At 36.1% G+C, this 20,196-nt stretch carries 21 protein-coding genes, 1 pseudogene and 1 riboswitch; of the genes and pseudogenes, 12 read left to right on the plus strand and 10 right to left on the minus strand.

Annotation, left to right across the window (positions count from 1 at the left end):
* The first annotated feature begins 90 nt into the window (after positions 1–90).
* Positions 91–441: a DoxX family protein gene (locus AC3ANV_RS12365; RefSeq protein ID WP_488313873.1), complete on the plus strand. Its 351-nt coding sequence runs from the start codon at positions 91–93 to the stop codon at positions 439–441.
* 51 nt (positions 442–492) lie between these two features.
* Here the strand turns inward: AC3ANV_RS12365 and AC3ANV_RS12370 are convergent, their stop codons facing one another.
* A complete protein-coding gene (locus AC3ANV_RS12370; RefSeq protein ID WP_488313874.1) occupies positions 493–903 on the minus strand; it encodes an SET domain-containing protein in 411 nt (136 codons plus the stop codon).
* A gap of 239 nt (positions 904–1,142) precedes the next feature.
* Between AC3ANV_RS12370 and AC3ANV_RS12375 the strand changes: the two genes are divergently transcribed.
* Together AC3ANV_RS12375 and AC3ANV_RS12380 are read left to right on the plus strand one after the other, a co-directional pair.
* A complete protein-coding gene (locus tag AC3ANV_RS12375; RefSeq protein ID WP_488313875.1) occupies positions 1,143–2,732 on the plus strand; it encodes an amidohydrolase in 1,590 nt (529 codons plus the stop codon).
* Positions 2,733–3,122: 390 nt separating this feature from the next.
* Entirely contained in the window at positions 3,123–3,491 is a 369-nt protein-coding gene (locus AC3ANV_RS12380; RefSeq protein WP_488313876.1) for a Gp49 family protein, read from the plus strand.
* A 119-nt stretch (positions 3,492–3,610) separates the two neighbouring features.
* Here AC3ANV_RS12380 and AC3ANV_RS12385 read toward each other — a convergent pair.
* A pseudogene (locus tag AC3ANV_RS12385) lies at positions 3,611–3,691 on the minus strand (DUF1641 domain-containing protein); the annotation flags it as partial.
* A 90-nt stretch (positions 3,692–3,781) separates the two neighbouring features.
* Positions 3,782–4,183, minus strand: coding sequence for a hypothetical protein (locus AC3ANV_RS12390; RefSeq protein ID WP_488313877.1), 402 nt, complete (start codon positions 4,181–4,183; stop codon positions 3,782–3,784).
* A 199-nt stretch (positions 4,184–4,382) separates the two neighbouring features.
* Here AC3ANV_RS12390 and AC3ANV_RS12395 point away from each other — a divergent pair, with 199 nt between their 5' ends.
* Both AC3ANV_RS12395 and purU read left to right on the plus strand, forming a co-directional pair.
* Positions 4,383–4,709, plus strand: a complete 327-nt coding sequence (locus tag AC3ANV_RS12395) for a replicative helicase loader/inhibitor (RefSeq protein WP_488313878.1) — start codon at positions 4,383–4,385, stop codon at positions 4,707–4,709.
* Positions 4,710–4,808: 99 nt separating this feature from the next.
* Positions 4,809–5,708 (plus strand): formyltetrahydrofolate deformylase, encoded by a 900-nt coding sequence (purU, locus tag AC3ANV_RS12400; RefSeq protein ID WP_488313879.1) that lies wholly within the window; start codon positions 4,809–4,811, stop codon positions 5,706–5,708.
* Positions 5,709–5,917: 209 nt separating this feature from the next.
* On the opposite strand, the gene AC3ANV_RS12405 is transcribed toward purU, so the two are convergent.
* Positions 5,918–6,736, minus strand: a complete 819-nt coding sequence (locus AC3ANV_RS12405; RefSeq protein WP_488313880.1) for a GDSL-type esterase/lipase family protein — start codon at positions 6,734–6,736, stop codon at positions 5,918–5,920.
* Positions 6,737–7,014: 278 nt separating this feature from the next.
* Between AC3ANV_RS12405 and AC3ANV_RS12410 the strand changes: the two genes are divergently transcribed.
* Positions 7,015–7,386 (plus strand): MarR family transcriptional regulator, encoded by a 372-nt coding sequence (locus AC3ANV_RS12410; RefSeq protein WP_488313881.1) that lies wholly within the window; start codon positions 7,015–7,017, stop codon positions 7,384–7,386.
* Between the two features lie 169 nt (positions 7,387–7,555).
* Here AC3ANV_RS12410 and AC3ANV_RS12415 read toward each other — a convergent pair whose 3' ends face one another.
* From AC3ANV_RS12415 to AC3ANV_RS12425, 3 genes are all read right to left on the minus strand, one after another.
* Positions 7,556–8,392: an SDR family oxidoreductase gene (locus tag AC3ANV_RS12415; RefSeq protein ID WP_488313882.1), complete on the minus strand. Its 837-nt coding sequence runs from the start codon at positions 8,390–8,392 to the stop codon at positions 7,556–7,558.
* Positions 8,393–8,546: 154 nt separating this feature from the next.
* Positions 8,547–9,752, minus strand: coding sequence for an FtsW/RodA/SpoVE family cell cycle protein (locus AC3ANV_RS12420; RefSeq protein ID WP_488313883.1), 1,206 nt, complete (start codon positions 9,750–9,752; stop codon positions 8,547–8,549).
* Between the two features lie 127 nt (positions 9,753–9,879).
* Positions 9,880–10,941 (minus strand): phosphodiester glycosidase family protein, encoded by a 1,062-nt coding sequence (locus tag AC3ANV_RS12425; RefSeq protein WP_488313884.1) that lies wholly within the window; start codon positions 10,939–10,941, stop codon positions 9,880–9,882.
* A gap of 387 nt (positions 10,942–11,328) precedes the next feature.
* Here AC3ANV_RS12425 and AC3ANV_RS12430 point away from each other — a divergent pair, with 387 nt between their 5' ends.
* From AC3ANV_RS12430 to AC3ANV_RS12445, 4 genes are all read left to right on the plus strand, one after another.
* Positions 11,329–11,979 (plus strand): helix-turn-helix domain-containing protein, encoded by a 651-nt coding sequence (locus tag AC3ANV_RS12430; protein WP_488313885.1) that lies wholly within the window; start codon positions 11,329–11,331, stop codon positions 11,977–11,979.
* A gap of 401 nt (positions 11,980–12,380) precedes the next feature.
* On the plus strand, positions 12,381–12,956 hold the full coding sequence (locus tag AC3ANV_RS12435) for a DUF1003 domain-containing protein (protein WP_488313886.1): 576 nt from the start codon (positions 12,381–12,383) through the stop codon (positions 12,954–12,956).
* A 99-nt stretch (positions 12,957–13,055) separates the two neighbouring features.
* Positions 13,056–13,169, plus strand: a riboswitch (TPP riboswitch).
* A gap of 173 nt (positions 13,170–13,342) precedes the next feature.
* The gene (thiC, locus tag AC3ANV_RS12440) at positions 13,343–15,118 is read left to right on the plus strand and encodes a phosphomethylpyrimidine synthase ThiC (protein ID WP_488313887.1); all 1,776 of its coding nucleotides are present in this window, start codon (positions 13,343–13,345) and stop codon (positions 15,116–15,118) included.
* 405 nt (positions 15,119–15,523) lie between these two features.
* On the plus strand, positions 15,524–17,116 hold the full coding sequence (locus AC3ANV_RS12445; protein WP_488313888.1) for a long-chain-fatty-acid--CoA ligase: 1,593 nt from the start codon (positions 15,524–15,526) through the stop codon (positions 17,114–17,116).
* 140 nt (positions 17,117–17,256) lie between these two features.
* Here the strand turns inward: AC3ANV_RS12445 and AC3ANV_RS12450 are convergent, their stop codons facing one another.
* From AC3ANV_RS12450 to AC3ANV_RS12460, 3 genes are all read right to left on the minus strand, one after another.
* Positions 17,257–17,490 (minus strand): hypothetical protein, encoded by a 234-nt coding sequence (locus AC3ANV_RS12450; RefSeq protein WP_488313889.1) that lies wholly within the window; start codon positions 17,488–17,490, stop codon positions 17,257–17,259.
* A gap of 51 nt (positions 17,491–17,541) precedes the next feature.
* Positions 17,542–17,775, minus strand: coding sequence for a hypothetical protein (locus AC3ANV_RS12455; protein ID WP_488313890.1), 234 nt, complete (start codon positions 17,773–17,775; stop codon positions 17,542–17,544).
* Between the two features lie 146 nt (positions 17,776–17,921).
* Entirely contained in the window at positions 17,922–18,164 is a 243-nt protein-coding gene (locus AC3ANV_RS12460) for a hypothetical protein (RefSeq protein ID WP_488313891.1), read from the minus strand.
* 272 nt (positions 18,165–18,436) lie between these two features.
* Here AC3ANV_RS12460 and AC3ANV_RS12465 point away from each other — a divergent pair, with 272 nt between their 5' ends.
* Entirely contained in the window at positions 18,437–18,868 is a 432-nt protein-coding gene (locus AC3ANV_RS12465; protein WP_488313892.1) for a GNAT family N-acetyltransferase, read from the plus strand.
* Positions 18,869–18,948: 80 nt separating this feature from the next.
* Positions 18,949–20,190 carry a DHH family phosphoesterase gene (locus tag AC3ANV_RS12470; protein WP_488313893.1) on the plus strand — a complete coding sequence of 414 codons (1,242 nt, stop codon included), beginning with the start codon at positions 18,949–18,951 and terminating at the stop codon, positions 20,188–20,190.
* Positions 20,191–20,196: the final 6 nt, after the last annotated feature.

The raw sequence follows: 20,196 nt of genomic DNA on the forward strand, positions 1-20,196 counted from the left end.
TGCAATGATTCCATTGGTTCCTTTCATTTTGCGGGATTTATTTTTTAAACAAATGGAATAGAAAAAACACGTTAAAAGGAGTGCCTATAAATGAATATTGCCTTATGGATTGTTCAATTAGTTTTAGGTCTGGCCTTTATTGCGTTTGGGTCAACAAAAGTTCAGTATGAAAAGGCCATGGTAAGTCTGCCGTGGGTAAAGGATACTTCAAAGGGATTGACCTTATTTGTAGGGACTGCTGAGCTGCTGGGCGGACTTGGGGTAATAGTACCCGGGATTTTTGGAATTTGGACATCACTGATTCCACTTGCGGCTCTGGGAATTGCCATAATAATGATTTTTGCAGCCGTATTTCATGCGAAGCGGAAGGAATATAAAGCAATTATAATGAACCTTATTTTATTAATTTTGGCCCTTTTTGTTGCATATGGTCGATACTAACTCATATTTTAAAAACAAGCGAACAGTTCCCGTGGACTGTTCGCTTTTCGGTTATTTCTTCACTTCTTCTTCACCATTATCTTTTTTGTCTTTATCGAACCAAAGCGGTTCATTGTCATCAACATCGCCATTATAGTTGATTAGTATTTCTTCTCCAGCCTTTATATCGGTGTACGCATAGAACTCAAACGTATGGTTATTAAAATTAATATCATAAGTGGCATTAGGCTTATACGAATGATTAAATAGCATACCATATCCTAAAAGGATAGCTGAATGGTTCTTACCGTATTCAAACGCGTAATCTGCAAGCAGAGTTTTTTCGATGTGTTCATGCTCCATGTTAGGGTAAGGAAGGACAGGTGCTTCATGTATTAGCTCACCTTTTGCGATATCACACGTCGCAAATACCCCTCTATTTAGCTCTCCATCGCTTAGTTTCGAAGTCTTGATCTCAATCATGTTAGTCACCTTTACGTTTTTTCTTTTTAGTCTAGTATCTTCATAAGCATGACAGTTGATAAGGAAGAAAGCAACTTTTTTTATCTTTCTACCGGGGAACATTATCACGGATGCTGGAATTGCGGCAATATTAAAAGAAAAATTCATTATCTACACTTCAGCTAATGTCTTATATAATGAATGTGAAAGATGTATTTTGTATGGGATTCTACTAGAGATAATTCTATGGAGGGATTTGTGTGGCAAAAACAATTTATACGAACGGATTAATCTACACAATGGATGAAAACTATCCGCTGGCTCAGACCGTAGTGGTGGAGAACGGCAGAATTCTTGATGTTGGTTTACATAATGATATGGTCCTGCAATGGGGAAGAGTCGGGTCTGCCATTATTGATTTACAAGGAAAGATGGTAACCCCAGGACTAATCGATAGTCACCTGCATCTTTCAGGTGTTGCGTTCCATTTTTTAGATCTTGATTTAACAGGTGTTAAATCAAAAAATGAAATGCTTGAAAAAATAAAAGTAAAAGCCGATACGATTGCTCCAGGTAAGTGGCTGATTGGAATGGGTTGGGATGAGAATCTTTTTGAGGAAGGTACAATTCCAACGATCGACGAACTGGATCATGTGGCACCACATTGTCCCATTTATTTAAAACGGATTTGTTATCACGCTTTTTTAGTGAATAGCAAGGCGCTTGAAATAAGCAATTATCATCCTAGTATTGAAGTTCCGATGGGAGGCAGTGTTGTCCTCGATTCAATGACGAAAAAACCTACAGGACTACTTCTTGAATCGGCTTCAAAACTTATTACAAAGTACATACCGGAGAAAACGTATGAAGAGTTAAAGAGCGGTTTAGAAAAAGCCATGAAATTTGCCGTAAAAAAAGGATTAACCAGTGTACATTCCAATGATCCCGCCTATTTGGGAGGCCTGGATCAAACCTACAGGATGTATAATGAATTAATTAATCATGAACATAAAGGGTTACGGTGTAATCTCCTCATTGATTATCCTTTCCTAAAAGAATTGAGGGAAAGGGGAATGTATGCAGGATACGGGAATGAGAAATTACAAATTGGTGCGATTAAAATTTTTGCTGATGGAGCGCTAGGTAGAAGAACCGCCCTTTTATCAGAACCGTATGATGATGAACCAAACCAGTACGGGGAAGCAATGTACAGTCAAGAAGCACTGATAGAAATTGTAAATGATGTTAGAGACCATGGGATGCCAATTGCAGTACATACAATTGGTGATAGGGCTTTGGAAAATGTCCTTAATGTCCTGGACCGTTTCCAAACTTCTAACTATCGGGATCGGTTAATCCATGTATCCGTCCTACGGGAGGATTTGGTTAAGCGCTTAGCGTCCCGTAGCCGAATTGCAGACATCCAGCCAAGATTTCTCGTGGGAGACTATCCATGGGTAATAGAAAGACTCGGTGAGAAGCGGGAACAATATTTATATGCATGGAAAACGCTGCTTTCATCGGGTGTTTTATGTGCGGGAGGATCCGATGCACCGGTGGAACCCGTCGATCCACTGCTTGGAATTCACGCAGCTGTAACGCGAAGTGCTCCCGGTCAAACACACGAAGGCTGGAATAAAAAAGAGAAATTATCGATGCTGGAAGCCATTAAGTTGTTTACAATTGGTGGCGCCTACGCCACAAACGAAGAGCACATAAAAGGAACGATAACAAGGGGTAAGTTAGCGGATATGACGGTTTTTTCGAAAAATCTCTTTGAAATGGAAGTCTCGGATGAATTATTACGAACCAATATAAACATGACGATTATTGATGGAGTAATACAATAGAAGTAAAGAAATTTCCAGTACAAAAAAGGATAGATGAAGGCAGGTAAGTAAGGATGAAACTATCCTTTTTCTATAGTATAAATTAAGGACGAATTCGAAATGGATTTCGTCCTCTTATTTTTATTAAAATATCATTAAATTTTACATTTAGTATAAATATAGCAAAAAATGAGTTGACCGAATAAAGAATTAATAATAAAATAAGGAAAATTTTAAATATTGCGTAAACAAAATGAATAAAGTAGTAAGGGATGTTTATTTTTTAGAAAGCGATCAATTACGGAAAGATTCATCAAAGAAAAAGGACCAATAGTTTTCATTATACCTTCTATCAATAAAAGGTTACCCGGTAAAAGTGGGAAGAAATGAGCTTAAGGGAGAGATGGAATAATGTTTATTGAAAGTATTTGTCCTAAATGCGGAGAGATTAATAACGTTGAACATAAAGGAGAAGACATACTTATCGTAACATGTAAGAATCACCATATGTATGACCATATCGTTATCCCTTATTCCAGAACCGGCCGAATTAAGGATGATAAACGTGTAAAGTTAGAGGAAATGATTGTTGAAAAAAAATTTCACCGCATGAGTGATAAATCTACCATTTGTCTTCTGATTTTTGAAAATGGTTATGAAATTGAAGGACGTTCAACGGTTAGAGATATGGCAGATTTCCGATCAGTTATTGGCAAGGATAAAGCATATGAACAAGCATTAAAGAAAGCGATGGTAGCATTAGGCGCATTTTTAGTATAATTTTTAGGACTATCAGAGAAAATTTACTATAATTCATCAAATCCAATCTAGTGGGGAGCAATTCAACAATCTCTATCTTGTTGAATTGTCTCCTCGTTTTGTTTTATTCCTTAATTTAGTTACTCCTCTTTTAAACTCTTACCCAATCCTTTTAGGAAGTGAATGCCGAATCCAATTGCCCGATTGATGTCAGGATCATTATTGTATTGGATTTGGAGGAACAGATTCAAATCAAGGTCTATATTGGTGAATTTCCTTAAAAAAAGGACCGAAATGGTCCTTGGTAAGTTTTATCTTGGTGTTACCGATTTTACAGAAATAGCGGGGGAGTAAGTTGTTATTAGGCAGCCTTCCAAGTGCTTATCAGTTAATAATCCCAGATTAAGAGCCGACTTGATTTTAAGATCGTCCGGCTTTTTTAATACCTGAATAAGATCATTCATTCGTAGTTCCTCTAACCTCTTAATGGTTATTTCTTCATTATATTTTTCCTGTTTTCTCACTTGTCTTTGCAGTTTAAAACCATTGATCGTAATTTCACCTTTATCGTACGATCCAATTAATTTTTCAAAATAATGATGGAAAACATCCTTTAATTCATTCATTTCCAGCTCAATTTCTTTTTTCTTCTTATTAAGTTCGTAATATCTGCTCAACATTTCTCCTGTAATCAAAGAATCATTGTTTTTCAACAAAATCCTCTCCTTTTTACGAACGTATATTCTATTTTATGATGCCTTCAGGAAAATATTACCGATTTATATAAAATAGATTGTGTAATTGCGATTCAGTTAAGACTAGAAAAGATAAATCAAACCTCATCTACAAGTAAGGATGATTTACATTGGATGAACGGAAAATGTGAAAAGCTAAATTGAAGGAGATTCGTGAATGACAAAGCAAGAGGTTATCAAACTATTGGTGTTAATTGAAACAGTTTATTCATTCTGCGTGACGAAAGATGAGACAGTAAGCAATTGGTTTGAATTTTGTTCCGAGTTGGAATACGAAACAGTGATGAAAAAATTCCGAAATCATATTCGGAAAAATCCCTATCCACCAGTTTTTAGAGAACTAGCCGAAAGTATCAATGATAAAAATGAATCTTTTAAAAAATGGTTCATGGTATCTGGTGAGAAAACAGAAAGGATTTACAATAACAGCAAACAATCAGCTTGGATGGATGAGTACTCTCCAAGAAATTCTGCCAGAGAGTGAAAGTTTGTAATAATTTGATAGGGTTAAGTGCAAAAAACGTTTCACCTTTTGTAAATGTTCTGTATAATAATAAAAAACTTGAAGAATTGAGGAAGAAAAGTGATAGGTTTTATTGAAGAACAAATTAAAAAATATCAAGAACAAAATCAAAATAGGGGACGTCTATTAATTAATTGTCCCGATGCCCCTGGTATTGTAGCGGCGGTTTCCCGTTTTTTATATGAACACGGTGCGAATATAATTGAGTCAAGTCAATATTCGACAAATCCTCAGGGAGGAACTTTTTTTATTAGGATTGTTTTTGAATGCCCTGATCTAAGACAAAAGTCAGCTGATATGGAGAGACAGTTTGAAGAAATTGCCCAGTCCTTTTCTATGGAGTGGTCTTTTACTTATGCATATGAAATCAAAAAGACAGCAATCTTTGTATCAAAGGAACTCCATTGTTTACGTGAGCTTTTATGGGAATGGCAAAGCGGCGACTTATTAACCGATGTGGCTTTAATTATCAGTAACCATGAAGATGCTCGAGTGGAAGCTGAAAGATTAGAGATTCCATTCTATTACATACCTGCAACTAAAGATAATCGAATGGAAGCAGAAGAAAAGCATCAGCAGCTCTTAGCAGAGTACGATATCGATTTAATTGTTCTAGCTCGTTATATGCAGATTTTAACGCCAAACTTTGTAAAACAATTTCCGAATCAAATTATTAATATCCATCATTCATTCCTGCCGGCATTCGTGGGAGCGAAACCATATGAGCGCGCTTATCATCGCGGGGTGAAATTAATTGGAGCCACTTCTCATTATGTAACCAACGATCTCGATGAGGGGCCAATTATTGAACAGGATATTCATCGTGTTGACCATCGGGACAATGTGGAGGAATTAAAGAAAATCGGCCGTACCGTTGAGCGGAGCGTTCTTGGCCGGGCTGTAAAATGGCATCTAGAGGATCGAATAATCGTTCATGGAAATAAAACGATTGTATTTTAAAAAGGTTCTTTTCGTAAACTTTGTTGCTTTTGAAGATTAATAAAGTTCATTTACTAAGTTTCTAGGCAATTTTCGCAAATGTTCTTTCGAAAAGATGCCACGAAGCTTCTAATTATACGGGTTGATAAACTTATACGAAAAAACAACTATCTATGCGAAAATAGCCTTTAAAAAAAACTAAAAAACGAAGGAGATCAGTCTCCTTCGTTTTATACTGACTTTTTTCGGGATTGATGCTTAAATTGATAGATCATTTGCTCTGAAATTGCCGAATACCCCGCCGAATTTGGATGGACTCCATCAGGGGATAAGTTTTGCGGTTTGTCACCGTTAATTACCATTGTAGTTTCTACTACGATGGAGGATGAATATTGATCGGCAACCTGATATATTTTTAGATTCCAATTTGGCAGCAATTTATTTGCTATGGAATACAATTGATCGGATGAAGATAATGGATTATACAATTCTAAAAAAACGAGGGTGGCTTTCGGATTTAGTTCTTTTATTCTTGACGAAATTTCTGAAAGACTTTTTGAAAAGCCGGCTTGTACTTGATCAAATGTTTGGAAAACATTATGGAAGTTCCGTCCATTTGCAACCCGAAGAATATCATTGCCGCCAACATTAATCGTTACAATGTCCGCCTTTTTGATTTCCTCATCAAACCTACCTTGTTGAACCAAGGCCCTTAATTCACCGCTTGTAATTCCATTTATTCCTTCATTTTGGAATAGGACTTTTTTATGTGTTTGACCTTCTAATTTGTTTGAAAACTGATGTACCAGATCTTCATTTTGCCCTGCTCCGACCCCGCGAATGACAGAATCCCCTAATGCCAGAAGATCAATTTGTGTTACATTTGAATTTCGAAAAAAATTGATATAAGATACTTTGGCTGTTTCAGTACTTACCTCAACAGTGCGTTTTTTCATTTTATAAATTTGATATTGAGGATAGTAAATCCATACAGAAATTCCAATGGCAATGCTTATTAAACAGATAAAAAGGTATTTAATATGTTTCATATTTCCACTCCTATTAATCTCTTATTATAACAAGCGAAACAAAAGAAATATTTAGGAGTTGATTTCCAATTGGATTAAAGTTATTGTTCAAATTATAAAAAAAGTTGAATTTAATCATTGAAATTCCTATCTAAATAAATTTTTATAAAGGTATTTTAAAAAATTCGAAGAATATTAGTGTATGTATGTGTTAGAAAAAGGATCCATTTCGTCCTTTTTTCTATTTTGCTGCATTAAACGTAGGAATTGAACTAAAATGAAAAAGGAGTGTTGTATTAATGGGAACTTGGGGTACAGGGATTTTTGACGATGATACTACTTTTGATGTTCGAGAGGATTTTATTAAATACCTGGAAGATGGTTTATCAGCCGAGGATGCAACACAAATCATTTTAGAAGAATATATTGATGATTTAAATTTAGAGGAAGATTTGGAAGAAATATCGTTAGTTTTCATCGGGTTGGCTGCCATACAGCTAGAAAAGAATTGCCTCCAGGAACAAGTTCGGACAAATGCAATCGAATTAATTAAGCTTGGAGCGGATCTTGAATTGTGGGAAGAAGCTGAACAAGAAGAATTTGAAGAAAGAATAAACGTTTTGACAGAATTTAAACAAAAGCTGCTTAATCATGAAATGAAGTTAAACTAACAATTATTTTTTGAATGTAGGAGCTGTCGTTAAGGCAGCTTTTTGTTATTAATCATTACAAATCCTTTTATATTTATTTATAAGAAGATTAAAGGAGGTAAGAAACTATGCAAGATTAATTCATGTTAATAAAAAAAGGAGCTTGTTATCAGGCTCCTTTACGAATAAATTATTTTTTTATCTGTTTTAAAATAACACTTTCAATCATTTTCCACGGCATGATTTTTTTTAGAATAAGATTCTTTTTAACTCCCTTACCAATTGGATATCTTAGGTCGGGGCTTTTTGTTTGTGTAGCGATTTGAGCAACCAATTTTGCGACATCCAGAGGATCACCATGTGCTGTTTTTCCGGATTCAATTTCATTTAAGATGGCTGTCATATAGGACCGGTAAGGAGACTCCTGATCAATATTTAAGGAGTCAATGCTCGACCAAATATTTGTTGCATAAGAGCCCGGCTCCACCAACATGACATCAATGCAAAATGGTTTTAGCTCCAACCTTAAGCTTTCGCTGAATCCTTCAAGAGCATATTTTGAGGAAGTATAGGCAGATAAACCGGGGAATCCCATTTGCCCGCTTATACTGCTCATATTGATAATTTTTCCTCTGCCATAACCCCTCATGAATGGTAGTACCATCTGAGTAACGGCAATAACTCCGAAAAAATTGGTCTCAAATTGTGCCCGATATTCCTCAATGGAAAGCTCCTCACAAAAACCTCCGACAGCCAGTCCTGCATTATTGACCAGAACATCGATTGATTTCAATTCAAACAAATATTTTTTTAGGTCATGGATAGATTTTGTTGAAGTGACATCAAGTTGCCGGACATCTATTAATTCCATTAAATTATGTTCCTTTGCCGTCTTAAAGAGGGTTTCAGCTTTATTCACGTTTCTCATTGTGCCGATGACCTGAAAGCCATTCTTTGCCAGTTCAATCGCACACAATAGACCAAAGCCACTAGAGGATCCAGTAACAATTGCCGTTTTTCTGCTCATATTTTTCTCCCTCAAACTCTCGTTTATTATTTTAACTTATTCTTAGAATGCAGCATATTTTCAGATTAATCAAAATGAAAAATACTTAAAAATCGGAAAAAATAATCTAAATAGGGGTAATAGTGTAAAAAAACAGAGACTTACGTTGTCTCTGCTAGTTTTTCAAATAATATACGTTTTCCTTTTTAACCTTACTATCTACCTTAAAAGGTTGTGAATTCGTTTTATATTTTTTTTCGTAATTAACAAACATGGATACATTAACTAAAATACCCACAGCAATTGCTAATTGTATTATTGAAGATCCACCGTAACTGACAAATGGTAACGGCACACCGGCAAGCGGGAGGATACCGGAAACCCCGGAAAGATTAACAAAGGCTTGAATTCCTATCATACTTGAAATACCAATGGCTAGTAAGCTTCCAAATGGGTCCTTGCATCGTGTTGCAATAATAAACCCTCTTAATACGATGAAGGCTAGCAAAATAATGACAAAACCAACACCCCATATTCCTAACTCTTCTGCAATAACAGCCATTATGAAATCAGTATGTGGTTCTGGTAAATAACCTAATTTTTCAATCCCTTTACCTAGGCCCAAGCCATTGATACCACCTGAACCAATTGCTATGTATGAATTTACAAGGTGATAACCAGATGTTTTCGCAGCAGCAAATGGATCCTTTAGGACTGCAAATCGATCCATCCGCTTTGATGTAAAAACTTTATTATGAAAAATAAGAATGATGGGGATTATGACAACTGAACCCATCATAATAAGTTTTAAAATATTTTTAAAACTTATACCTGATGAGAGAATTATGGAACTTGAAAATAATAAAATCAGCTCAACAGTACCAAAGTCAGGTTGACTTGCGATCAATAAACAGACCAGCCCTAAATAGATTAAGGGAGGGAAAGTTCCTTTATTAAATTCATTTATATATGCTTGCTTTTTGGCGTAAACAGCAGATAAATAAATGATGACACAAAGCTTAACAAATTCAGATGGTTCAATACTTAACGGGCCAAGTCTAATCCAACTTTGTGCGCCTCCTGCCACATGGCCGAAGAGAGATAGTGTAAATAAAAGAAACAATGATCCAAAAACCATAATTCCCAGTATTTTATTGTTTTTTAAGGCCTTGTAAGGAAATAAGGCGGTAAGTAGAAATACAAAAAATGCTACAATCAGAAAGAGCTTTTGTTTTTGATAAAAATAATCACTAGAAACGCCGTATCTTTGAATTGCCATAGCCATGCTCGCACTATAGACCATAATTAAACCAAAGACAGCTAAAAAGACCGCAGCAATAGCTAAAGAATAATCATAGGATTTTAGTATTTTTCTATACATAATTTTTTTCCTCTTTTAAAAAATACAATCCCTCATTCAGTCAAAGACGTTGTGAGTCGCTGAAGAAGAGGGATTAATTTTATTTGGTCTATTTTACAAATTTAAATAGAATTGGAAGCTGTTTTTGTTAATGCGGGATAACTACCCAAGCATCCGGCAGATAACGCATTCCAACATCCGTATTGGTCGCAGGTTTTAATTGGAGCGTCCCATCCTTAATCATTGTAGTAGAACCGCCTCCATCCATTGCAATTGCATTAGTTACATTATATTTTTCAAATAAATGAGCCATATCTGACATTGAAGCGCCGCGATGGGTTTTATCCCAATAAAAACGACCATCGGTAATAATCAGTACAATACTTCCATTTTTTTCTTGACCGATAGCTGTTCGTGGTGCCCAGCCCCATGCACCATTAACAGTTGGAGTAACTCGATTTACTCCATTAACGATAAGTTGGGGGCCAAAACTTACAGCATCTTTCACTCCTAAATTTAATAATTGATTGGTCGAATAATTTCCGGTAATAAATTGACCATCTTTTAAAAATCCACCTACAAGTGATGGTACGTTTTTGCCACCCTTTGGAACCGAAAGGATGTTTCCGTTACTTATAACAATTCCTATCATTTCACCACCGGTTCCATTTCCTCTTGGGTCAAAAAATCCTCCTGCGTTTATCCCGGCGATTCCATTATTTTCTTTAATTAAATCAGAAAGAGGTTGACCTTTGTCTGAAAACTTTGTTCCCACAATGTGAACTGTTGTTGGATCGGGAATGACCATTATTTTTGCCGTGTAATTGGGAGCATTTACCGTATCCACTTGGATGTTCTCGGATGAACTTTTCTTAAAAGTAGATTGCTTATCCGGTTGCGCTTTTGCAATCGTTGATTGTATAACTTGCGGATGATTCCTTGCATTATATAATGCATCGATTTCCGATTGTGGTAATAAAAGTCTTAAATATTTTTCGTATTGTGGATGGTAAGTTGAAAATACTGTCCCTAATAGCATTCTACGCATTTGCAGTCCTTGGTTTGTTCCGTATAAAAACCCACCTCCACCTAATACGAGGATTAAACATATTGTAAAAAATACTCGCCAAATACGTTTTAATTTTCGTTTTTGTTTTGGATTTCGGTTTGTGCGCGTAGCACTGACTGAATTTGTTGTTTGTAATTCCATGATGCATCTCCTTTTACATTTGGTAAATGAATTCACCATAAATCCTATTAAACTGACAAGTTTGAATCCATATTCATAACAAAGGGCGAGAGTGGCTTCTATTGAAGCAGTTTCATTGTCCATAGAAGAATGAATGTATAGGCAAAACTATTAAAAAGCCTTTGGCTCGAATAGAGAAAATATATGATTTTATTGACAAAATGTCAACAAAAATGTGGTATTATTCAACATAATTATTTCTCTAGTTAGAAAAATATTGGAAAATTTATAAAATAATTGTGAATTATTGACGTAATGTCAACGGTGATATATATTTTTAGAGAACACTTGCAACAATTAATATAGAGCCATTTACTATAAAAATAGATAAAGAAAGGAAACAAGATTATGCCTGAAGTCAATAAGTTTAGTAGAATTGGTTTGCTACTAAAGGAATTATTGAAGGAGCAGTCTTTATCAATGAGGAAGCTTAGTGAGCTTACTGAAATTGATACAGCTACAATCTCACGGATAATTAACGGTAAACGAAAAGCAAATCCAGAACACTTACAAAAATTTGCTAGATGTCTTGGAGTGCCTATTGCTGATTTATTTGAGGCTGCAGGTTATCCGATCGAACAGAATACTGAAATGCAGCTAACTGATGATTTTCATTCGTCCATCGAAAACATTCAAAAAATACTTGAAAACTCAAATATGTATGACAAAAAATTTTCGATTAAAAGTGTCGAACAACAATTAGAAAATTATAAACAATACGCACAGACAGATGAGGGGAAAGATACTATTTTAAAGGGCTTTGAGGAAAAACTTAAAAAAGTAGGCAGCATAGGCCCATTTATTAACAATTTGAAAGAAATGTTTGTGAAATTTAGTAAGATGAAGGGGACCCCAGTTCAACTCGCCCTTATGGGAAGTGCACTATTATACTTCATTTTACCTGTAGATGTAATTCCGGATTACATTTTTCCAATCGGGTATTTAGATGATGCAATCGCTTTACAGCTTATACTAGGTTCATTAACCGTAAAAGGATGAGTAGAATTTATATAGTATCTTGAGTCAATCACAAAATATGTATTAAGGTGAAAATATGAAATATTTGTTTACCGGCAGCCGGTACCGGAATTGTGTTCCAATATTTTATTGCCATCGCGAGCATGCTATATTTATCTGCAATTGAAAAGGTGGGTTGCTGATTGGATCATTATTTTTCCTGTTAATTGACAGAATTATTATAATCGGGGATACATCAGAGCCCCTTTTTGGGTACATATATTTGCGCCGGATTCGCATTTAGTTTAACAGTCCCAATTTTTTAAAATATCGGGATGGCTGTTGGGATAAGCCTGTTAAAGGAATTTAATTTCACATTTAAAGATATATGGTTAAAACTTAATCACCTAACAAAGCTTTTATTTGTAGAAGGAATGAGAACAATGGATAAAAGGAAGATTTTTTATGTGAAGCCTGAAATTAAAGACGATGCCTCAATTATTCAAGGTTTTGATATTGAAATTAATAAAAATGATGCACAACGCATTGATCGATTAGTGGATAACTACGAAAGCAGCATAATGACTCATCTTGACGAAGAATATGTAAAACGAACAACGAAAGCAGACCGACTTGCAGACAAAATTGCTAAATTCGGCGGTAGTTGGAAATTTATTATTTGGTTTGGAGTATTTCTTACCGTTTGGATAGTCTGGAATACGATTGCGTTTACCAAGCATATTCATTTCGATGAACCACCCTTTATCTTATTGAATTTATGCTTATCCTTTATTGCTGCCTTTCAAGCCCCTGTCATCATGATGAGTCAGAATAGGCAGGCTTCCCGTGATAAACACGAATCCATTATTGATTTTGCAATAAATTATAAAGCTGAACAGGAAATTGATGATATGCAGAGTCACCTTCATCGAATCGAAGGGGAATTAATTCAAATAAAACAACTTTTAACCTCGTTACATCAATGTGGTGTTTTTGAACCGGACGAATCAAAAAAATAAAGCATTCTATAGGAAAAAACGCCCATATTTAAAATTAAAACTTTCAAAATAATGAACACTATGTTATTATCAAACCTAAAGTTACATAATTAAATTCAATAGCTCTACTAGGGGGGTCCGATGGCTCGGACTGAGAAAAGAATGCGTAAAATTCTTTGACCCTTTGAACCTGATCTGGATGATACCAGCGTAGGGAAGTAGTTTCGAAGGCGTCGTCTTAATTTTGTGAACACGCCACTACTTTTTGACGATTAATCAGGTTCTGTGTAAACAGAACCTTTTTTTTATTGTCATTCATTTACACGTTTGTCCGAAAGGCTGCTTGTAATGAACTATGCTGTTACTTTCCTGATCGAAAAATCTACCCATTTTAAGGAGGAAGTTTCATGCAAAAGCAAGCAGAAGTGAACATTGAGTTAAAATCACAATTTACGGGAAGTAAAAAAGTTTATGTTGAGGGATCACGATCAGATATTAAGGTTCCAATGAGAGAAATTGAGTTAAGTCGAACAGAAACTAGTTTTGGAGAAGAAGAAAATGCACCAATCCGGGTCTACGATACAAGCGGCCCATACACAGATTCAAATTACCATATCGATATTAGAAAAGGACTTCCAGCGTTACGGAAGAAATGGATTCTCGAACGTAATGATGTTGAGACGTATGAAGGCAGAGAAATAAAACCTAAAGATAACGGATACCTTGAAGGTGATGAACGTGCAAACCTTGAATGGTTTCCTAATCTTAATAAAACACCTCTACGTGCAAAAGAAGGAAAAAATGTCACGCAAATGCACTATGCTAAAAAAGGCATTATTACTCCTGAAATGGAGTACATCGCGATTCGTGAAAATATCGATCCCGAGATTGTTCGTGACGAGGTTGCCCGAGGCAGAGCAATTATACCGGCAAATATAAACCATCCTGAAAGTGAACCAATGATAATTGGACGCAAATTTCATGTGAAAATTAATGCGAACATTGGGAATTCAGCTGTTACTTCCTCCATTGAGCAAGAGGTTGAAAAGATGACATGGGCAACTCGATGGGGTGCCGATAACATCATGGATTTATCAACTGGGAAAAATATTCATACGACAAGAGAATGGATCATCCGCAATTCCCCTGTTCCGGTTGGAACTGTGCCAATCTATCAGGCACTTGAAAAGGTGAATGGAATTGCCGAGAATTTAACCTGGGAAGTTTATCGTGATACGCTAATTGAACAGGCGGAACAAGGGGTCGATTACTTTACGATACATGCCGGTGTTTTATTACGATATATTCCATTAACAGCCAAACGAACAACGGGAATTGTCTCCAGAGGCGGCTCGATTTTGGCACAATGGTGCTTAGCTCATCATCAAGAGAACTTCCTTTATACTCACTTTGAAGAAATTTGTAAAATTCTGAAGCAATATGATATTTCTGTTTCACTAGGGGATGGATTGCGTCCCGGAAGCATAGCTGATGCCAATGATGAAGCGCAGTTTGCTGAACTTGAAACATTGGGCGAATTAACTGAAATTGCTTGGAAGCATGATGTTCAAGTAATGATCGAAGGTCCCGGGCATGTGCCGATGCATATGATTAAAGAAAACGTTGATAAGCAAATGGAGATTTGCAAAGAAGCACCTTTTTACACATTAGGACCATTAACAACCGATATTGCTCCAGGATATGATCATATTACATCAGCCATTGGTGCTGCAATGATCGGCTGGTTCGGAACAGCTATGCTATGTTATGTTACACCAAAAGAACATTTAGGCCTTCCAAATAAGGATGATGTCCGCGATGGTGTTATTGCCTATAAAATTGCCGCTCATGCAGCTGATTTAGCCAAAGGACACCCAGGTGCACAAGTTCGTGACAATGCCTTATCGAAAGCTCGCTTCGAATTCAGATGGGAGGACCAATTCAATCTCTCATTAGACCCGGAACGGGCAAGAGAATACCATGATGAAACTCTTCCGGCTGAAGGAGCAAAAACTGCTCATTTTTGTTCGATGTGCGGACCAAAGTTTTGTTCAATGAGAATTTCTCATGATATTCGCGGAATGGCAAATGGAGATCAACCAGGTGAGGAATTAGCCATTGAAGAGGGAATGAAACAAAAGGCAGAGGAATTTGTAAATGATGGATCAAAGATTTATCGATAATAGTAATTTCAATGAGATAAAGAAATTAAAGGAAGAAGTAGAAATCTTACATCAGAAGATCCATCACTTACAAAGAAAAATTAACAATATCCAACATCATTGTAAACATATATTTCTAGAATCATCAGGAATGAGGAAATGCCAAAAATGTGGTTTCGGTGAGAGTACTTATTATTGATTATTTAATAAACCCCTAAGTTTAGGGGTTTATTACTTTTTAAGCGGTATATCTATATTTAGGAATATAACTGTTTCCTTTAAATGTCCCATTCTTTCCATTTCTGTTATTTCTACAGTGATAACTGTACTATAACAAATCTAGATAATAGGTAGTATTTTTAAGTATAGATATGGTAAAATTTAATTATATTTAGAAAATTAAAATTTTATCAGGGGTGAATAACAATGAATGTACCATTAGTGCTGCCCGAATTTTTGGATCGAGCCGTAGCATTATACGGAGATAAACAGGCTGTTTTTTGTGATGACAGGGTGTATACATACAGAGAATTAAACAACAGAGTCAATCAGCTTTCAGATGGTCTAAGGAACCTGGGTGTTGTCAAAGGGGATAGAATTGCATATTTGGCGCCGAATACGATTGAAATGCTAGAAGGCTTTTATGGGGTTTTTCAGCTTGGGGCGGTCATGGTGCCTCTGAACGTTCGTTTAACACCACAAGACTACCTGTTTATTTTGAATCACAGTGAATCAAAGGTCCTTTTCGTTGACCAGGATCTTTATCATTTAATTGAGCCAATAAAAAATAAACTTGAAACGGTCGAGCACAGGATTGTTCATTATAAAAATCAGGAAACAAATGAAACCGATTACAACCGTTGGTTAGCAGGAAATTCTACCTCTTCCTTCAAGCGAGCTGACCTTGATGAAAATGACGTTTGCAGTTTGTTATATACGAGCGGCACTACCGGTAATCCAAAGGGTGTCATGCTAACACACCGCAATAATTATCTTCACGCCCTAAGCACTATGCATCACTTGCGCGTCAGCGACCGTGACGTTTACCTCCATGTCCTCCCGATGTTCCATGTAAATGGCTGGGGATCACCTTTTTATTACACAGCGAATGGTTCCACACATATTTGCCTCAAGAAAGCCACACCGGAGTCCATCTTTAATGCAATACAAAAACATAAAGTATCTGTACTTCACATGGCACCAACCATGTTAAATTCACTTTTACAGTTTTATGAAAAGAATAAACCTAAGATCGAACAGGATGTTCGTGTTGTCATAGCAGGCTCAGCGCCACCGCCTGCTTTTGTCAGCAGGGTTGAAAAGGAACTAAGCTGGGAATTTATCCAAGTTTATGGTATGACTGAATCTACTCCTCTCAGCTTGGTTTCTACGATCCGTTCCGAGCTTCAGCACCTTTCACCTGAAGAAAAGTCGAGAATAAAAGCAAAAGCAGGGTACCCAATGATCGGCTGTGATGTGCGAGTCATCAATGAAAAGGGTGATGAAGTGGCACATACCGGAAAAGAAATTGGTGAGGTTGTGACAAGAAGTCATGGAGTTATGATGGGATATTGGAAAAATCCAGAAGCAACGATGGAAGTAATTCGAAACGGCTGGCTGCATACAGGTGACATGGGAACAGTTGACGAATATGGCCATATCGATATTGTTGATCGTAAAAAGGATATTATCATTAGCGGAGGAGAAAACATTTCTTCGATTGAAGTTGAAGGGGCTTTATATGAGCATCCGGCAATACTTGAAGCTGCAGTCATTGCCATTCCGCATGAAAAATGGGGAGAAACACCGCATGCATATGTGGTGTTAAGAGAAAACCAACTGGTAAGCGAAGAGGAAATCATTGCATTCTCCAGAAAGAGATTAGCCCATTTTAAAGCCATCACAGGTGTCACGTTCGTCGAGGAGCTTCCAAAAACAGCATCAGGGAAAATTCAAAAAGTTCACCTTCGGGATGAATACTGGGATGCCCAAGGGAAGTCCGATCGATTTGTAAATTAAAATTCAAAAAAATAAAAAGCTGGTTTGAGCCAGCTTTTTATTTTTATAGATACGATGTATAAATTTTTGACTTTGAGAATTGTCTAGCTTCGGCGCCTTAGGGACTAGTGTACTTCGCTAAAAGGGCGTTTTCGGTTTTCTTATATAATGCTATTTTTGACCGAATTGCTATCACATAAATCTGCATCTAATACGTAGGAGATAGGAATAATGATCGGTACGATATCACCGTTTTGTTCCCCAAAACCTTGGTTTCGTTTATAGGAAATAAACTGGTCAATCCATTGGTTTGGACCAAAATTCATTAATGAAGAATGATCGAGAACATTAAGCTTTAAACCCAAAAAATTAACCACCATTGGTGCGAACATCATACTAACCCCCTCGAATAAAAATTGGAATCAACACGATTCAAGTCGATATGATTAAATAATACTGTTTTTTGCCGAATTGCTATCCGTCACATCCGGATCAACAACCCATGAAATCGGAATGTAAATTGGCGAGATATCGCCATTTTGCTCGCCGACTCCTTGATTCCTTTTATAACTAAGAAATTGGTCTAAATATTGATTAGGGCCAAAATTAAGATTCGAGGTATTATCAATTGTATTTACTTTAAAACCCAGAAGGTTGATTGCATATGCTCCCACTAGCAAATAAATCACTCCTATAGTGTTTTTTAATCTTATAATGGTATTTTAATCAGACCGTTCAATGTTACTGGATCGGATAATTTAATTGCTATCAGTTATATAACATAATGCTACATAAAGATAGCTAAATGCTAGTAGTTTGATAAAATCTAATTATTATACGAAAGGGTGTCTTTTTTCGAAGAGCTGTCAATGTTATCGTCATCGAAAATAATTGAAATGGGAAGAACTGCACCAGTAAAATCAGCCATTTGTTGGCCAAAGCCTTGATTCTTTTTACCGGCAACCCGAATACCTACTGAAAAATTAGAACCAAACGATACTGCACTCCCATGATCAGGACTGTTGACCTTAATGCCGCCAATATTAACAACTGTTGGGATAAAAAACATGTTTATTTCTCCCTTCTTAATCCCTAAAACACAATCTAATGCAATTCTTTTATATTCCTAAAGTTTATTCGTTTAATCAAGAAAAATGAGCGAATTTATATAATGCCGACATGAAAACTTGGAACAATTGGAAATTTTTTATTTTTTCGTTTAAATCTGCTAAAGTGAAATGTAGGAAATAATTGATTAAGTGACTGTGGGGTCAGGAAGGAAAAATGATTGATTATTAAGGGGATCACTCGATTAGATTTTTATGAACCAAGGTATAAACAATGTTGGAAAATTATTTTCTATCAGAAGAACAAATTAAATTTACCTCACATCCTTTAGATGCAATCACGAAATGTGAGGATGAGGATGATCCTATTCCAATTATGATTTTTCATAATGATGTGCCTGCAGGCTTTTTCGTTCTTCATGGATGGAATGGAGTACAGGAATACAGCGATAATGAAAGAGCCCTTCTGTTGCGGGCATATTCCATTGATTCTAAATACCAAGGAAAGGGAATAGCTAAAGAGTCGTTAAGATTATTACCATCCTTTATTTCTGAGCATTTCATTAATAAAAATGAAATCATATTAGCAGTAAACCATAAGAATTTTGTGGCACAGCACGTATATACAACTTGCGGATTCGTAGATAAAGGAATTCGTACTATGGGATCTAAAGGTGAATTGTTCATCATGCATTTGAATCTTTAATATGAAAATTTATTTCAGTATAAGTTTAATGGATAATTTACAAACTATAAGTTATGAAAAAATGGGGATGGTGTATAGGTATGATTAAACTTTTTACTGACATCGATTTAGATGGTCTCGGCTGCGGGGTCATTGCAAAATTAGCCTTTGGAGAGAACGCTAGTGTGGATTATTGTTCATATCGGATTTTAAACCAAAGAGTAGAGGCGTTTATTGAAAACCCGGATCACGTTCAGGATGAAATGTATATAACTGATCTTGCAGTGAATGATTCTGTTGAAAAAAAATTAGACAAGCGTTTTCGTGATGGAAAACACGTAAGGATGCTCGACCATCATGTAACAGCATTGCATTTTAATGATTATAAATGGGCTTTAGTCAAGCCTGAATATGATACTGGCAAGAAGTCCTGTGCAACCTCATTATTTTATGATTATATTACTGAACATAAAATGATGGAGCGGAGTAAAGGGCTTGAGGAATTCGTTGATTTGGTTCGCCAATACGATACATGGGAGTGGCAGGAAAATAATAATGTCACATCAAAACGACTAAACGATCTATTCTATATTTTAGGGCGAGAAAAATTTGAAGAAGAAATGTTAAAAAGATTGGCTTCGAATCAGGAATCATTTTCATTATCGGAAATGGAAAACCTCATCCTTGATATTGAAGAGACTAAAATCGATCGATATATTCATTCAAAAAACAGGCAGTTAGTCCAAACGTTTGTGGATGACTTTTGTGTAGGAATTGTTCATGCCGAACAATATTTATCAGAGCTTGGCAATGCTTTGAATCAACTGAATCCCCATTTGGACATGATTGCCCTTTTAAATGTAGGCAGCAAAAAAATGGGGTTTCGAACGATACATGATGATATCGATGTTTCTGCTTATGCAAAAAAGTATGGAGGAGGAGGACATCCAAAAGCATCGGGATGCGGATTGACAGAGGAAGCATTTAAAAAATATGTCATTAATGTCTTTGAAATCCCTCCATTGAAACCGGAACCTGACCGTAATGAATTGAATATAAAAGGGGCAGGCTACGGAACCTCCTTTCAAAACGGCAAAGGGGAGATTTCTTTTATTTATCCTGAGACAGATGGAAAGTATGTTATTATCCATAGTGGAAAAAAACTGACACAGCTTTTTCCTTCGTTTGACGAAGCAGAACTGTATCTCAAAAGAAATTACGCCTCATGGCTCCGTTATGATCAGGATTGTATTAAGGAGCTTGCCAGTTCTAATAATATGCCGATCGAGGATATTAAGAAAAATTATCCGGATTTGATGACCGGGATTCTTAATGAAGTGTAAAAAGGA

The organism is Neobacillus sp. DFD-2R (assembly GCF_057747865.1).

Excerpts from the sequence above, each read along its gene's own strand:
- AC3ANV_RS12365 (WP_488313873.1), top strand. The coding sequence starts at position 91 with ATGAATATTGCCTTATGGATTGTTCAATTAGTTTTAGGTCTGGCCTTT.
- AC3ANV_RS12370 (WP_488313874.1), bottom strand. The coding sequence starts at position 903 with ATGATTGAGATCAAGACTTCGAAACTAAGCGATGGAGAGCTAAATAGA.
- AC3ANV_RS12380 (WP_488313876.1), top strand. The coding sequence starts at position 3,123 with ATGTTTATTGAAAGTATTTGTCCTAAATGCGGAGAGATTAATAACGTT.
- AC3ANV_RS12395 (WP_488313878.1), top strand. The coding sequence starts at position 4,383 with ATGACAAAGCAAGAGGTTATCAAACTATTGGTGTTAATTGAAACAGTT.
- AC3ANV_RS12405 (WP_488313880.1), bottom strand. The coding sequence starts at position 6,736 with ATGAAACATATTAAATACCTTTTTATCTGTTTAATAAGCATTGCCATT.
- AC3ANV_RS12410 (WP_488313881.1), top strand. The coding sequence starts at position 7,015 with ATGGGAACTTGGGGTACAGGGATTTTTGACGATGATACTACTTTTGAT.
- AC3ANV_RS12415 (WP_488313882.1), bottom strand. The coding sequence starts at position 8,392 with ATGAGCAGAAAAACGGCAATTGTTACTGGATCCTCTAGTGGCTTTGGT.
- AC3ANV_RS12420 (WP_488313883.1), bottom strand. The coding sequence starts at position 9,752 with ATGTATAGAAAAATACTAAAATCCTATGATTATTCTTTAGCTATTGCT.
- AC3ANV_RS12425 (WP_488313884.1), bottom strand. The coding sequence starts at position 10,941 with ATGGAATTACAAACAACAAATTCAGTCAGTGCTACGCGCACAAACCGA.
- AC3ANV_RS12430 (WP_488313885.1), top strand. The coding sequence starts at position 11,329 with ATGCCTGAAGTCAATAAGTTTAGTAGAATTGGTTTGCTACTAAAGGAA.
- AC3ANV_RS12435 (WP_488313886.1), top strand. The coding sequence starts at position 12,381 with ATGGATAAAAGGAAGATTTTTTATGTGAAGCCTGAAATTAAAGACGAT.
- thiC (WP_488313887.1), top strand. The coding sequence starts at position 13,343 with ATGCAAAAGCAAGCAGAAGTGAACATTGAGTTAAAATCACAATTTACG.
- AC3ANV_RS12445 (WP_488313888.1), top strand. The coding sequence starts at position 15,524 with ATGAATGTACCATTAGTGCTGCCCGAATTTTTGGATCGAGCCGTAGCA.
- AC3ANV_RS12450 (WP_488313889.1), bottom strand. The coding sequence starts at position 17,490 with ATGATGTTCGCACCAATGGTGGTTAATTTTTTGGGTTTAAAGCTTAAT.
- AC3ANV_RS12460 (WP_488313891.1), bottom strand. The coding sequence starts at position 18,164 with ATGTTTTTTATCCCAACAGTTGTTAATATTGGCGGCATTAAGGTCAAC.
- AC3ANV_RS12465 (WP_488313892.1), top strand. The coding sequence starts at position 18,437 with ATGTTGGAAAATTATTTTCTATCAGAAGAACAAATTAAATTTACCTCA.
- AC3ANV_RS12470 (WP_488313893.1), top strand. The coding sequence starts at position 18,949 with ATGATTAAACTTTTTACTGACATCGATTTAGATGGTCTCGGCTGCGGG.